The sequence below is a fragment of the Cellulosimicrobium cellulans genome, from assembly GCF_016907755.1.
GTDB classification, from domain to species: domain Bacteria; phylum Actinomycetota; class Actinomycetes; order Actinomycetales; family Cellulomonadaceae; genus Cellulosimicrobium; species Cellulosimicrobium cellulans_D.
Genome location: NZ_JAFBCN010000001.1, coordinates 2447237 through 2460188 on the forward strand (window position 1 = coordinate 2447237; position 12952 = coordinate 2460188).

A 12952-nucleotide genomic window follows, 5' to 3' on the forward strand; every position below is an offset into this window, starting at 1 on the left:
CGGGCACCGGTTCGGCCGCGCGCGACCGGGCGCCCGGCGCCCGCGTCGCGGCGTCGGCCCGCCCGTCGAAGAGCACCGCGTCCCGCGCGCCGCGGAGCGGCGGCCGCCCGCCCGCCCGCCCCGCGCGCGGGACCCGCGAGCCTGGTCGCCCCGAGCGGCGCCAGCGCTGGCTCATCGTGGTCGCCGGCGTGATCACGGCGGTCTTCGTGGGTCAGCTCGTGAACGTCCAGGTGCTGCGCGGGCCGGCGCTCGCGGCCGACGCGCGCGCCGACCGCACGCGCAGCTCGACCCTCCTGGCCCACCGCGGCGACATCACCGACGCCGACGGCGTCGTGCTCGCGACGTCCGTGGACCGCTACACGGTCGCGGCGGACCCGAAGACGATCGCCGAGTTCGAGCCCCGCGCCGCGGACCTCGTCGACGGCGAGCCGCTCGAGGAGGGCGGCGCCGTGGGCGTGGCCAAGCTGCTCGCCCCGATCCTCGGAAGATCGTCCCCGGAGCTCGCCGCGCAGCTCAACGGGACGTCGCGGTACGTGGTCCTCGCCAAGGACGTCACGCCCGAGGTGCAGCGCCAGATCACGGAGCTGCGGCTCTCGGCCTACGTGCGCACCACCATGACGAGCGAGCGGACGTACCCGGCAGGCACCGTCGCGGGCAACCTCGTGGGCTTCGTCAACGAGGAGCAGACGGGGGGCGGTGGGGTCGAGGCGTCCTACGACGACGTCCTCGCCGGCGTCTCCGGGTCGCGCGAGTGCGAGGCCGGGCTGGGCGGGCAGGTCATCCCGACCGGCCGGTGCGACGTCGTGGACGCGGTGCCCGGGCGCAACGTGCAGCTCACGGTCGCCCGCGACGTGCAGTGGAAGGCGCAGGACTCGGTGGACCGCGCGGTGAGCGAGACCGGCGCGGAGTACGCGATCGCCGTCGTGCAGGACCTCCGCACGGGAGAGATCCTCGCGCTCGCGGACTCCGGCACGGTGAACCCGAACGACCGCACGACGGACGCCGTCGCGCGGCCGAGCCGCGCCGTGTCGAACGTGTTCGACCCCGGCTCGACGGGCAAGGTCGTCACGATGTCCGCCGCGATCGAGGGCGGGTATGCCGACCCGGCGACGCAGTTCGAGGTGCCCTACCTCTACACGACGCCCAACGGCGAGACCTTCCGGGACTCGCACGAGCACCCCGTGGAGCGGCTCACGCTCGCCGGTGTGCTCGCCGAGTCGTCGAACACCGGGACCGTCCAGGTCGGGGAGAAGATCCCGAAGCAGGTGCGCTACGACTACCTGCACAAGTTCGGGTTCGGGGAGCTGTCCGGCCTCGGCCTGCCGGGGGAGTCCGCCGGGATCCTGCACCCCGCCGACGCGTGGGACGGGCGTACCGAGTACGCCGTGCTCTTCGGCCAGAGCGTGTCCGTGAACGCGATCCAGGCCACGAGCGTCTTCTCGACCATCGCGAACGGGGGACTCCGGACGACGCCGAGCATCGTCGCGGGCACGACCGACGAGCGCGGCACCCTCGTCCCGGCCGAGCGTCCGGCTCCGGTGCGCGTGGTCTCGCAGGAGACGGCGGACACCGTGCTGCACATGATGGAGTCGGTCGTCGAGGAGGGCACGGGCTCGAGCGCCGCGGTGCCCGGCTACCGGGTCGCGGGCAAGACGGGCACGGCGCAGATGGCGGGCTCCGACGGGAGGCTGTCCTCGATCATGGCCTCGTTCATCGGTGTGGCGCCTGCGGACGACCCGCGCTACACCGTGTCGGTGTTCCTCAAGGACCCGCACTCGTCGATCTTCGGCGGCGTCGTCGCGGCGCCCGTGTTCAGCGAGATCATGGGCTTCACGCTCGAGCACGAGGGCGTGCAGCCGAGCACGGAGCCGTACGTGCCGCTCCCGACGACGTGGTGAAACTCACGGCGCCCGCCGGTCTCGTCCGGCGGGTCCGTCTCTCTGTCCCCGCGGGTGCCCGCGCGGGTGTCCGCGAACGTGCCGGTGAAGGTCCGGTGAAGCGTGGTCCGGCGCGACGGCCGGGCCAGGACGGCTTGCGAGGGTCGCGGCCCCGGCACGGTAGGTTCTACACGTGACATCCCCGATCGACCGCCTTCGTCCTGCCGCGACCACCCGTCGGTCGGTCGAGGACCTGGCCGCACGGTTCGGTCTCGACGTCCGCGCAGGTGGCGGGCCCGGCGGGAGGTCCGCTCCGGGCCCCGTCGAGGTGTGGTCGGTCGCCTCCGACGACCGGACGGCGGACGCGGGCGACCTCTTCGTGGCCCTCCCCGGGGCCCGTGCGCACGGGGCGCGCTTCGCGCCCGCCGCCGTCGAGCGCGGTGCCCACGCCGTCCTCACGGACGAGCAGGGCGCGGCGCTGGTGGCCCAGGCGGGGCTCGACGTCCCCGTGCTCGTGGCCGCAGACCCGCGCGCGTTGCTCGGCCCGGTCGCCGCGTGGGTCTACGGCAGCCCCGCGCAGGACCTCACGACGTTCGGCGTGACCGGGACGAACGGCAAGACCACCACCACGTACCTCGTCGACCACGCGCTGCGCGCGCTCGGCTGGAAGGGCGGCCTCATCGGCACGGTGGAGATGCGGTCGGGCGACCGCGTCCTGCCGAGCCGGCTCACGACGCCCGAGGCCGCCGACCTGCAGGCGCTGCTCGCCGCGATGCGCGAGGACGCGGTGCGCACCCTCGCGATGGAGGTCTCGTCGCACGCGCTCGCGCTGCACCGGGTCGACGGGCTCGTGTTCGACGTCGTCGGGTTCACCAACCTCAGCCAGGACCACCTCGACTTCCACGGCGACCTGCAGGAGTACTTCGAGGCGAAGGCGCTCCTGTTCACGCCGGAGCACGCCCGCCGCGGCGTCGTCGTCGTCGACGACGCGTGGGGCGAGCGCATGGTCGCTGCCGCCGGTATCCCGGTCGCGACGCTGCGCGTCGGTGCGCGGAGCCCGGAGGACGGGCAACCCGTCGCGGACTGGACCGTGCACGACGTCGAGCCGTCGGCGGCCGGAGGCTCCGCGTTCACGCTGCGCCACCGCGACGGCCGCAGCGTGCGCACGACGACCGCCCTGCCCGGCACGTTCAACGTGGCCAACGCGGCCCTCGCCCTCGCGCTCGTGCTCGAGGCGGGCACGGACCCGCGTGACCTGGAGGCGGCGCTCGACGCGGCCGGCGGGCTCACCCCGGCGGTCCCGGGGCGCATGGAGCTCGTGTCGCGTCCGCCGCACCGGCCGCGCGTCGTCGTCGACTTCGCCCACAACCCGGACGCGCTCGCGCTCGCGCTCGACGCGCTGCGCCCGACGACGCGCGGTCGCCTGGTCGTCGTGTTCGGCGCCACGGGCGACCGTGACCGGGGCAAGCGGCCCACGATGGGGGGCGTCGCGGTCGAGGGGGCCGACGTCGTCGTCGTGACGGACGACGACCCGCACGGCGAGGACCCGGCCGCGATCCGGGCCGAGGTCCTCCCGGGGGCGCTCGCCGCCCGCGAGGCGGCGGCCGCAGCCCCGGAGGCGCGCGACGTCGTCGTCCTCGAGGTCGCGCCGCGCGCACGGGCGATCCACGAGGCGGTCGCCGCCGCGGGCCCCGACGACACGGTGCTCGTCGCGGGGCGCGGCCACGAGGTGTGGCAGGAGATCGCCGGCGTCGACCACCCTCTGGACGACCGCGTCGAGGCGCGCGCAGCGCTCGAGGAGCGAGGCGCGGCCCGCGCACCCCACGACACCCCCGACGACCTGAAGGAGTACCACGCATGATCGAGCTCACTGCGGCGCAGGTGGCCGCAGCGACCGGCGGACGGCTGTCCGCCGACCCGGAGGTGCGGGTCGGGGGGCCCGTCGTCGTCGACTCGCGCCGGGTCGCGCCGGGGTCGCTCTTCGTCGCGCTGCCCGGCGAGCACGTCGACGGCCACGACTACGCGGCCGGGGCCGTCGCCGCCGGCGCGACCCTCGTCCTCGCGGCGCGCGAGCTCGACGTGCCGTGCGTCGTCGTCGACGACGTCCAGACCGCCCTCGGCGAGCTCGCCCGGCACGTGCTCGCGACGCTGCGCGAGCGCGGCGACGTGCGTGTGGTCGCCGTGACGGGCTCCGTGGGCAAGACGACGACCAAGGACCTGCTGGGTCAGCTGCTGCGGCCCGAGGGCGAGACGGTCGTGCCGCGCGGCTCGTTCAACAACGAGATCGGGCTCCCGCTCACCGTGCTCGAGGCAGACGAGTCCACGCGGTTCCTGGTGCTGGAGATGGGCGCGAGCGGCGTCGGTCACCTCACCTACCTGACGCGCATCGCGCCGCCCGACGTCTCGGTGGTCCTCGTCGTGGGCAGCGCCCACCTCGGGGAGTTCGGCGGGATCGAGGCCGTGGCGCGCGCGAAGGCGGAGATCGTCACGGGCCTGGCTCCGGGAGGGGTCGCGGTGCTCAACGCCGACGACCTCCGGGTCGCCGCGATGGCCGACGCCGCCCCGGGCGAGGTCGTGACGTTCGGCACCATCCCCACGTCCGACGTGCGCGCCGAGGACCTCGGGATCGACCGCACCGGCCGTGCGTCCTTCACGCTGCGCGTCCGTCCGGGAGCTGCCGAGGACGCGCGGCCGACCGAGGAGACGCACGCGCGCGTGACCCTCGGCCTCGTGGGGGAGCACCACGTGACGAACGCCCTCGCGGCCGCGACGACGGCGCTGCGCCTCGGCGTCGCGCTGCCCGACGTCGCCGCGCGGCTGTCCGACGCGCGCGCGCTGAGCCCGCACCGCATGCAGGTGACCGAGCGTCCCGACGGCGTCACGGTGATCGACGACTCCTACAACGCGAACCCCGACTCGATGCGGGCCGCGCTCAAGGCGCTGGCCGTCATGGCGGGGCGCGACCGACGGTCCGTCGCGGTGCTCGGCGAGATGCTCGAGCTCGGCGACGACTCGCGCGTCGCTCACGACGACCTCGGCCGGCTCGTGGTCCGATTGAACGTCAAGCTGCTCGTCGTGGTCGGCGAGGGCGCCGGCGGGATCCACGACGGCGCGACCCAGGAGGGGTCGTGGGGCGACGAGACACGGTTCGTCCCCGACGTGGAGGCGGCGTCCGCGCTGCTGCGCGACGAGCTGCGGGAAGGGGACGTCGTGCTCGTGAAGGCCTCGAACGGGTCCGGGCTGTGGCGGCTCGGCGACGAGCTGGCCGCAGCCGGCGCGGACACGTCCGGAGGTGACGGCGCATGATCGCGATCCTCGTCGCGGCGGGCGTCTCCCTGCTCGTCGCCCTCTTCGGGACGCCGCTGTTCATCCGGTTCCTCGTCCACCGCAACTACGGGCAGTTCGTCCGCCAGGACGGCCCGACGGCGCACTTCACCAAGCGCGGGACGCCCACCATGGGCGGGGTCGTCATCATCGGGGCGACGCTGCTCGGCTGGGCGATGTCGTACGTCGTCTCGGGCCGGTTCCCGAGCGTCTCCTCCTTGCTCGTGCTGTTCCTCATGACCGGGCTCGGGATCGTCGGGTTCCTCGACGACTTCACGAAGATCCGCAAGCAGCGCAGCCTCGGGCTCACGGCGCGCGCCAAGATCATCGGCCAGGGGGCCGTCGGCATCGCGTTCGCGGTGCTCGCGCTGCAGTTCCCCAACGAGCACGGCCGGACGCCCGCGTCCACGCGCATCTCCTTCCTGCGCGACACGAACCTCGACCTCGCGTTCGCGGGCGCGACGGTCGGGCTGATCCTGTTCGTGATCTGGGCGAACTTCCTCATCACAGCCTGGTCGAACGCGGTGAACCTCACGGACGGCCTCGACGGCCTCGCGACGGGCGTCTCGCTCATCGTGTTCGGCTCGTACGTCCTCGTGGGCATCTGGCAGTTCAACCAGACGTGCCAGCGGCTCGCCTCCGCGGGCCCGCGCTGCTACGAGACGCGCGACCCGCAGGACCTCGCGATCGTGGCCGCGGCGATCGTCGGCGCGTGCTTCGGCTTCCTGTGGTGGAACGCGAGCCCGGCGAAGATCTTCATGGGCGACACCGGCTCGCTCGCCCTCGGCGGCGCGCTCGCCGGACTGTCGATCCTCACGCGGACCGAGTTCCTCGCGCTCATCATCGGCGGTCTCTTCGTCATCATCGTGCTCTCCGACGTCATCCAGATCGGCTTCTTCAAGATGACCGGTCGGCGCGTGTTCAAGATGGCCCCGCTGCACCACCACTTCGAGCTGTCGGGCTGGGGCGAGGTCACGATCGTCATCCGCTTCTGGCTCATCGCCGGGCTGTTCGCCGCGCTCGGCATCGGCATCTTCTACGCCGAGTGGGTGGTCGGCTAGTGGTACGCGACCGTCACGACCTCGCGGTCCCGCTCGACGCGGCGCGCGTGGTCGTCGCTGGCCTCGGCGTCTCGGGCCGGGCTGCCGCCGCCGCCCTCGCGACCCGGGCCGCCGCCGTCGTCACGCTCGACGACCGCGCGGAGGACGCCGACCTGCGCGCCGCGGAGGACGTCGACCTCGCGGCGACAGACCTCGTCGTCGTCTCGCCGGGCTGGCCGCCGTCCCACCCGCTGCTCGTCGCGGCGGGGGAGCGGGGCGTGCCCGTGTGGAGCGAGGTCGAGCTCGCGTGGCGGCTGCGCGTGGACGGCCCGTCCGGGCGCCCCGCGCCCTGGCTCGCCGTGACCGGGACGAACGGCAAGACGACGACCGTCGAGATGCTCGAGACGATCCTGCGGACCGCCGGGCTGCGCGCGGCGGCGGTGGGCAACGTGGGCACGCCGGTCGTCGAGGCGGTGCTCGACCGGACGCTCGACGTGCTCGCCGTCGAGCTCTCGAGCTTCCAGCTCCACTTCACGCACACGACGTCGCCCGAGGCGGGCGCGGTGCTCAACGTCGCCCCCGACCACCTCGACTGGCACGGCGGGATCGACGCGTACGCGGCGGACAAGGGCCGGGTCTTCGAGGACGCGCAGGTCGCGTGCGTCTACAACGCGGCGGACCCGCGCACCGAGGCGCTGGTGCGCGAGGCGGACGTGGTCGAGGGCGCGCGCGCCGTCGGCTTCACGCTCGGCGCCCCGGCGCGCGGCCAGCTCGGCGTGATCGAGGACGTCCTCGTGGACCGCGCGTTCCACGCGCCGGCCGACGCGCCCGACCGGCACACGCACGCCGCCGAGCTCGCGACGCTCGGCGACCTCGCCCACCTGGCCGGATCCGACGGCGTCGTGCCCGCGCACGTCGTGGCGAACGCCCTCGCCGCGGCGGCCCTGGCCCGTGCGCACGGCGTCGCGGCCGTGGCCGTGCGCGACGGCCTGCGCGCGTTCCGCACGGGCTCGCACCGCATCGAGCAGGTCGCGTCGGTCGACGGCGTCGCCTACGTCGACGACTCGAAGGCGACCAACGCGCACGCGGCCTCCGCGTCGCTGGCGTCGTTCGCGCCCGGGACCGTCGTGTGGGTCGCGGGCGGCCTCGCGAAGGGCGCCTCGTTCGACGAGCTCGTCGCCGCGCGCGCCGACCGGCTGCGGGCCGTGGTGCTCATCGGCGTGGACGCGGAGCCGTTCGCGGGCGCGCTCGCCCGACACGCGCCCGATATCCCGGTCGTGCGGGTCGATCCTGGCGACACTGGGACCGTGATGCCCCGCGCCGTCGACTCCGCCCGCCGCCTCGCGCAGGCCGGCGACACGGTGCTGCTCGCCCCGGCCGGCGCGTCGATGGACCAGTTCCGCTCGTACGCCGCGCGCGGCGACGCGTTCGCCGACGCGGCGCGCGCGCTGCGCCCCGACCACGGGTAGGCCGGCCCGGCCATGACACAGACCGCGAACGGACGAGGGGCGCCGTCGACGCGCACGACCCCTCGCACGGGCGCGGGTCGGACGTCGGTACGGCGCCGGACGAAGGCGTCGACCAGCAGCGGCGCGCGCCCCCGCACGCCCGCCGCGCCGACCGAGCGGCCCTGGCTCGGGCAGTGGAACAGCACCGTGACGAGCTACTACCTCCTCGTCGGCGCCACGGCGCTGCTGACGATCATCGGGCTCGTCATGGTGTTCTCCAGCTCGGCCGTCACGGAGATCGCCGCGGGCAAGTCCCCGTTCAACGCGTTCGCCAAGCAGGCGCAGTTCGTCCTCATCGGGCTGCCCGTGCTCCTGGTCGCCACGCGGATTCCGGTCGCGTGGTACAGGCGCCTCGCCTGGCCCGCGCTGGTCGCGGCCGTGGCGCTGCAGCTCCTCATCTTCACGCCGCTCGCGAAGAACGTGAACGGCAACACGAACTGGATCGACCTGGGCGCCTTCGACGTGCAGCCGTCGGAGGTCGCGAAGCTCGCGCTCGCGCTGTGGCTCGGCGCCGTGCTCGGTCGCAAGCAGCGGCTGCTCGGGCAGTGGCGTCACGTGCTGGTCCCCGCGGTGCCGGTCGCCGTGCTCGTCATCGGGCTCGTCCTGGCAGGTCACGACCTGGGCACCGCGCTCGTGCTCATGGCGCTCGTCGCGGGCGCGTTCTTCGTCTCGGGAGCCGACGGCCGGCTCCTCGCGCTCGGCGCCGGGCTCGCGGCCTTCGTCGTGGGCTACGTCTTCATCCTCAACCAGTCGGGCGGCGACCGGCTGGGCCGCATCATGGCCACCTACCGTGAGTGCACGGACACGCTGGGCGAGTGCTACCAGTCCCTGCACGGGCAGTGGGCGCTGGGCACCGGGGGCCTCACGGGCGTCGGGCTCGGTGCCAGCCGCGAGAAGTGGAGCTACCTCCCGGAGGCGCACAACGACTTCATCTTCGCCGTGATCGGCGAGGAGCTGGGCCTCTTCGGCACGCTCCTCGTCCTCGGCCTGTTCGTGATCGTCGGCGTCGCGACGAGCCGGATCGTCCGGCGGCACCCGGACCCGTTCGTGAAGATCACGACCGCGGCGATCGCGTGCTGGATCGTCGGGCAGGCGTTCATCAACATCGGCGTCGTGATCGGGCTGCTCCCCGTGATCGGCGTCCCGTTGCCGCTCGTCTCCGCCGGCGGCTCGGCGCTCATCATGACCATGGCCGCGCTCGGGGTGCTCATCTCGTTCGCGCGCACGGAGCCCGGCGCGGCCGAGGCGCTGGCGGCGCGGGGGAGCGTCGTACGGCGCTCGCTCGCGGTCGTCGGCCGGGCGGCCCGGCCCCGGCGCCGAGCACGATGACCCCGGTCCGGTGACCCGGCGACACCGGCCCCCGCGGCCGACATCTTCAGACCACAACCAGGACGCGGCACCCGCCGCAGGGAAGGACGACGAGGTACGTGACGACGATCGGTTCGGTGGTGCTCGCAGGCGGCGGGACGGCGGGGCACGTGAACCCGCTCCTGGCGGTGGCGGACGAGCTGCGGGCGCGTGAGCCCGGCGTGGTGGTGACCGCGCTCGGGGTCGCGGGCGGGCTGGAGGACGACCTCGTCCCCGCGCGCGGCTACCCCCTGCGGCACGTGCCGCGCGTCCCGCTCCCGCGACGGCCGAGCGCCGAGTGGGTCAACCTCCCGGGGCGACTCAAGTCGGCGGTCGACGCCGCGGGTGCCGTCATCGACGAGACGGGTGCACGCGTCGTGGTGGGCTTCGGCGGCTACGTGTCGACCCCCGCCTACCTCGCCGCGCGCCGTCGTGACGTCCCGGTGGTGATCCACGAGCAGAACGCGCGGCCGGGGCTCGCCAACCGGCTCGGCGCCCGGTGGGCCGCGCGCGTCGGGGTGACGTTCGAGGGCACCCCGCTCAAGGGCGGCGTGGTGACGGGTCTGCCGCTGCGCCGCGAGATCCAGGACCTCGTGGCCGCCCGCGCGGCCGACGCGGGGGCGGTCCGCGCCGACGCCGCGGCGCGGCTCGGGCTCGACCCCGGTCGGCGCACGCTCGTCGTCACGGGCGGGTCGCTCGGGGCGCAGAGCCTCAACGAGGCGGTCTCCGGGGCGGCCGACGCGCTGCTCGGCGCGGGCGCGCAGGTCCTCCACCTGACGGGCAAGGGGAAGGACGCCGCCGTCCGTGACGCGGCCGCGGCCGCCGTCGCGTCCCGTCCCGGTGCGCGGTACGACGTGCGCGAGTACCTCGCCGAGATGCAGCTCGCGCTCGCCGTCGCGGACCTCGTCGTGTGCCGCGCGGGCGCAGGGACCGTGGGCGAGCTCGCGGCGCTGGGCATCCCGGCCGTGTACGTGCCCCTGCCGATCGGCAACGGCGAGCAGCGGCTCAACGCGGGCCCGGTCGTCACGGCCGGAGGCGGCCTGCTCGTCGACGACGCGCAGCTCGACGCGGCCTGGGTCGCGCGCGAGGTCCCGGCGCTGCTCGGCGACCCGGCGCGACTCGACGCGATGGCGCGCGCGGCCGCCGGTGCAGGGGTGCGCGACGGCGCGGCGCGCGTCGCCGACCTCGTCGCGGAGGCGGTCGCCGCCGCCGGCCAGACCGGGACGCGCTCGTGACGACGCCCGGTGCCACCGCCCCGGTCCCGCTCGAGGAGCTCGGCACGGTCCACCTCGTCGGGGTCGGAGGCGCCGGCATGTCCGTGGTCGCACGGCTCCTCGCCGCCCACGGCGTCCGGGTGCAGGGCTCGGACGCGCGCGAGAGCGAGACGCTCGTCGCGCTCCGGGCCGACGGCGTGCAGGTCTGGGCGGGGCACGACGCCGCCCACGTCACGGGCGCGGACACGCTCGTCGTCTCGAGCGCGGTCCGCGAGTCGAACCCGGAGCTCGCCGCCGCGCGTGCCGCGGGGCTGCGCGTGCTGCACCGCTCGCAGGCGCTCGCGTCGCTCATGGCGCGCGGCCGTTCGGTCGCGGTCGCCGGCGCGCACGGCAAGACGACGACGTCCGCGATGATCGCGACGGTCCTGCGCGGCGGGGGCCTCGACCCGTCGTTCGCGATCGGCGGCACGGTGCTCACCGCGGACGGTCCCGTCGCCGGGGGGCACCTCGGGTCCGACGTCCTCGTCGCAGAGGCCGACGAGTCGGACGGCTCGTTCCTCAACTACGCGCCCGACGTCGCGGTCGTGACGAACGTGGAGCCGGACCACCTCGACCACTACGGGTCGCGCGCGGCGTTCGAGCAGGCGTTCGTCGACTTCGCGGCGCGGATCGTCCCGGGCGGGACGCTCGTCGCGTGCGCGGACGACGCCGGGGCGCGGGCGCTCGCGGCCGCCCACGCCGAGGGCGGGGGCGCGGTCGTCACCTACGGCGCAGCCGAGGACGCCGACGTGCGCGTGTCGGACGTGCGACCGACCGCCGACGACGGGCGCGCGGGGGTGCGGGCGTCGCTCACGGGTGCCGTCGGGGGCGCCACGCTCGACGGGCTCGCCCTGCGGCTGCGCGTGCCGGGCCACCACAACGCGCTGAACGCCACGGCGGCGGTCGTGACGGCGGTCGTGCTCGGCGTGGAGCCGGCGGCGGCGGTCGCCTCGGCGCACGGCTTCCTCGGCACGGGGCGCCGGTTCGAGGCACGCGGCGAGGCCGGCGGGGTGCGGGTCGTCGACGACTACGCGCACCACCCGACGGAGGTCGCGGCGCTGCTGGCCGCTGCGCGGCCCGTCGCCGCAGGTGGCCGGGTGCTCGTGCTCTTCCAGCCCCACCTGTACTCGCGCACCGCGACGTTCGCGCGCGAGTTCGCGCAGGCGCTGGAGGCTGCGGACGAGGTCGTGGTCACGGGGATCTATGCCGCACGGGAGGACCCCGACCCGGCGGTGGGACCACGCACGATCACGGACCTGATGGACGCCCCCGACGTCGTGGTGGCGGCCGTCGAGGACCGGGTGGAGGCCGCGCACCGCGTCGCGGACGCCGCGCGGCCGGGGGACCTCGTCCTCACGGTCGGCGCCGGCGACGTCACGGAGCTGGGCGCGGTGGTCCTCGCGCGGATCGCCGAGCGGCCCGCCGGCCCCGGGGCGCCCGGAGGGGGCGCGGCCTGATGCGCCCGCCGCCCCGGCCCCGACCCGCCGCGCCCCGACCGGACCGGTCGGGCGCGGGGGAGAGCGCCGCGCGGCCCGCGGCCCCGGCACGGCCGGGGACGCCGAAGCCGGTCACCCGGGCGCCGGCCGAGGAGACGCCCACACGGCCCGTCCGCCGCGTGACCTCCGCCGGGCGCGAGCTCGTGCCGTCGACCACCGAGCGACCCCGGGCGGGCGGGCCCGCGACGGGACCGCAGGGCGTCCGAGGGCGGCCGCGGGGCTCCGCGCGGACGCCGACCGCCCCGCGCGGGACGCCGACGGCGCCGGTCGGCGTGGTGTCGCACGGGATGACCGAGCGGCTGGCCGAGCGCGACGCGATGCGCCGGCACCGGGTGCGCACCCGCGTGCTGGGGTGGGTCTCGGGCGCCCTCGTGGCGGCCGCGATCGTGTGGCTCGCGTTCTTCTCCTCGGTGCTCGGGCTCGACCCGGAGGACGTGACGATCTCGGGGGAGGGCACGGTGATCGACCCGGCCCAGGTCGAGGCCGTCGTCGCGGAGTCCGCCGGGGTGCCGCTGCCGCGGCTGGACACGGTCGCCCTGCGCGAACAGGTCCTGGCCCTCAACGGCGTCCGCGACGTCGAGATCCGCCGCGCCTGGCCGGCGGGGCTGACCGTGCAGCTCGAGTCGCGCGAGCCCGTGGTCGCGGTCCCGGTGGACGGCGGGTTCGCGCTGCTCGACGCGGACGGCGTGCAGGTCCGGACGGACCCCGCCGTCCCCGACGGCCTGCCGGAGATCGACGCCCCGCTCGACGACCGCGGGGCCAAGGCGCTCGACGCGGCGCTCGTGCTCCTCAACGCGCTGCCGGCCGACCTCCACGCGCAGGTCGCCGAGGTCTCGGCCCCGACGCGGGACGCCGTCCGGATGACGCTGCGCGACGGCGTCGTGGTGGAGTGGGGGAGCTCGGAGGAGGCGGCGCTCAAGGTGCGCGTCCTGCAGACGCTCCGGGCGGTCCCGGAGAACGCGGGGGTGACGCTCTACGACGTCTCGGCACCCACGATGCCGGTGACGCGGTGACCCGCACGGTGGCGTCCCGACCGGGGATCGCCGACACGCGCGAGGCGGTCGTTGATGATGGGCACGTCGACACCTACGGTCGACCCATGAACGA

The 12952-nt window shown here is 75.5% G+C and carries 9 protein-coding genes; all 9 read left to right on the top strand.

The features are described from left to right. The first annotated feature begins 188 nt into the window (after positions 1 to 188). Entirely contained in the window at positions 189 to 1898 is a 1710-nt protein-coding gene (locus tag JOE63_RS10535; protein WP_244286124.1) for a peptidoglycan D,D-transpeptidase FtsI family protein, read from the top strand. 172 nt (positions 1899 to 2070) lie between these two features. Next, the gene (locus JOE63_RS10540) at positions 2071 to 3738 is read left to right on the top strand and encodes a UDP-N-acetylmuramoyl-L-alanyl-D-glutamate--2,6-diaminopimelate ligase (RefSeq protein WP_204541208.1); all 1668 of its coding nucleotides are present in this window, start codon (positions 2071 to 2073) and stop codon (positions 3736 to 3738) included. Continuing rightward, a complete protein-coding gene (locus JOE63_RS10545; RefSeq protein ID WP_204541211.1) occupies positions 3735 to 5183 on the top strand; it encodes a UDP-N-acetylmuramoyl-tripeptide--D-alanyl-D-alanine ligase in 1449 nt (482 codons plus the stop codon). Before JOE63_RS10540 ends, JOE63_RS10545 begins: the two co-directional genes overlap by 4 nt. Then, positions 5180 to 6262 (top strand): phospho-N-acetylmuramoyl-pentapeptide-transferase, encoded by a 1083-nt coding sequence (gene mraY, locus JOE63_RS10550; protein WP_087471812.1) that lies wholly within the window; start codon positions 5180 to 5182, stop codon positions 6260 to 6262. The genes JOE63_RS10545 and mraY overlap by 4 nt, the downstream gene beginning before the upstream one ends. Beyond that, positions 6262 to 7710, top strand: a complete 1449-nt coding sequence (gene murD, locus JOE63_RS10555) for a UDP-N-acetylmuramoyl-L-alanine--D-glutamate ligase (RefSeq protein ID WP_087471813.1) — start codon at positions 6262 to 6264, stop codon at positions 7708 to 7710. The genes mraY and murD overlap by 1 nt, the downstream gene beginning before the upstream one ends. Before the next feature lie 12 nt (positions 7711 to 7722). Then, positions 7723 to 9078, top strand: coding sequence for a putative lipid II flippase FtsW (gene ftsW, locus JOE63_RS10560; RefSeq protein WP_087471814.1), 1356 nt, complete (start codon positions 7723 to 7725; stop codon positions 9076 to 9078). 98 nt (positions 9079 to 9176) lie between these two features. Beyond that, positions 9177 to 10331 carry an undecaprenyldiphospho-muramoylpentapeptide beta-N-acetylglucosaminyltransferase gene (gene murG / locus JOE63_RS10565; RefSeq protein ID WP_167551057.1) on the top strand — a complete coding sequence of 385 codons (1155 nt, stop codon included), beginning with the start codon at positions 9177 to 9179 and terminating at the stop codon, positions 10329 to 10331. Between the two features lie 77 nt (positions 10332 to 10408). Continuing rightward, positions 10409 to 11806 carry a UDP-N-acetylmuramate--L-alanine ligase gene (gene murC, locus JOE63_RS10570; RefSeq protein WP_204543631.1) on the top strand — a complete coding sequence of 466 codons (1398 nt, stop codon included), beginning with the start codon at positions 10409 to 10411 and terminating at the stop codon, positions 11804 to 11806. Positions 11807 to 12132: 326 nt separating this feature from the next. Beyond that, on the top strand, positions 12133 to 12858 hold the full coding sequence (locus JOE63_RS10575; protein WP_239576686.1) for a cell division protein FtsQ/DivIB: 726 nt from the start codon (positions 12133 to 12135) through the stop codon (positions 12856 to 12858). Positions 12859 to 12952: the final 94 nt, after the last annotated feature.

Excerpts from the sequence above, each read along its gene's own strand:
- JOE63_RS10545 (WP_204541211.1), top strand. The coding sequence starts at position 3,735 with ATGATCGAGCTCACTGCGGCGCAGGTGGCCGCAGCGACCGGCGGACGG.
- mraY (WP_087471812.1), top strand. The coding sequence starts at position 5,180 with ATGATCGCGATCCTCGTCGCGGCGGGCGTCTCCCTGCTCGTCGCCCTC.
- ftsW (WP_087471814.1), top strand. The coding sequence starts at position 7,723 with ATGACACAGACCGCGAACGGACGAGGGGCGCCGTCGACGCGCACGACC.
- murC (WP_204543631.1), top strand. The coding sequence starts at position 10,409 with ATGTCCGTGGTCGCACGGCTCCTCGCCGCCCACGGCGTCCGGGTGCAG.
- JOE63_RS10575 (WP_239576686.1), top strand. The coding sequence starts at position 12,133 with ATGACCGAGCGGCTGGCCGAGCGCGACGCGATGCGCCGGCACCGGGTG.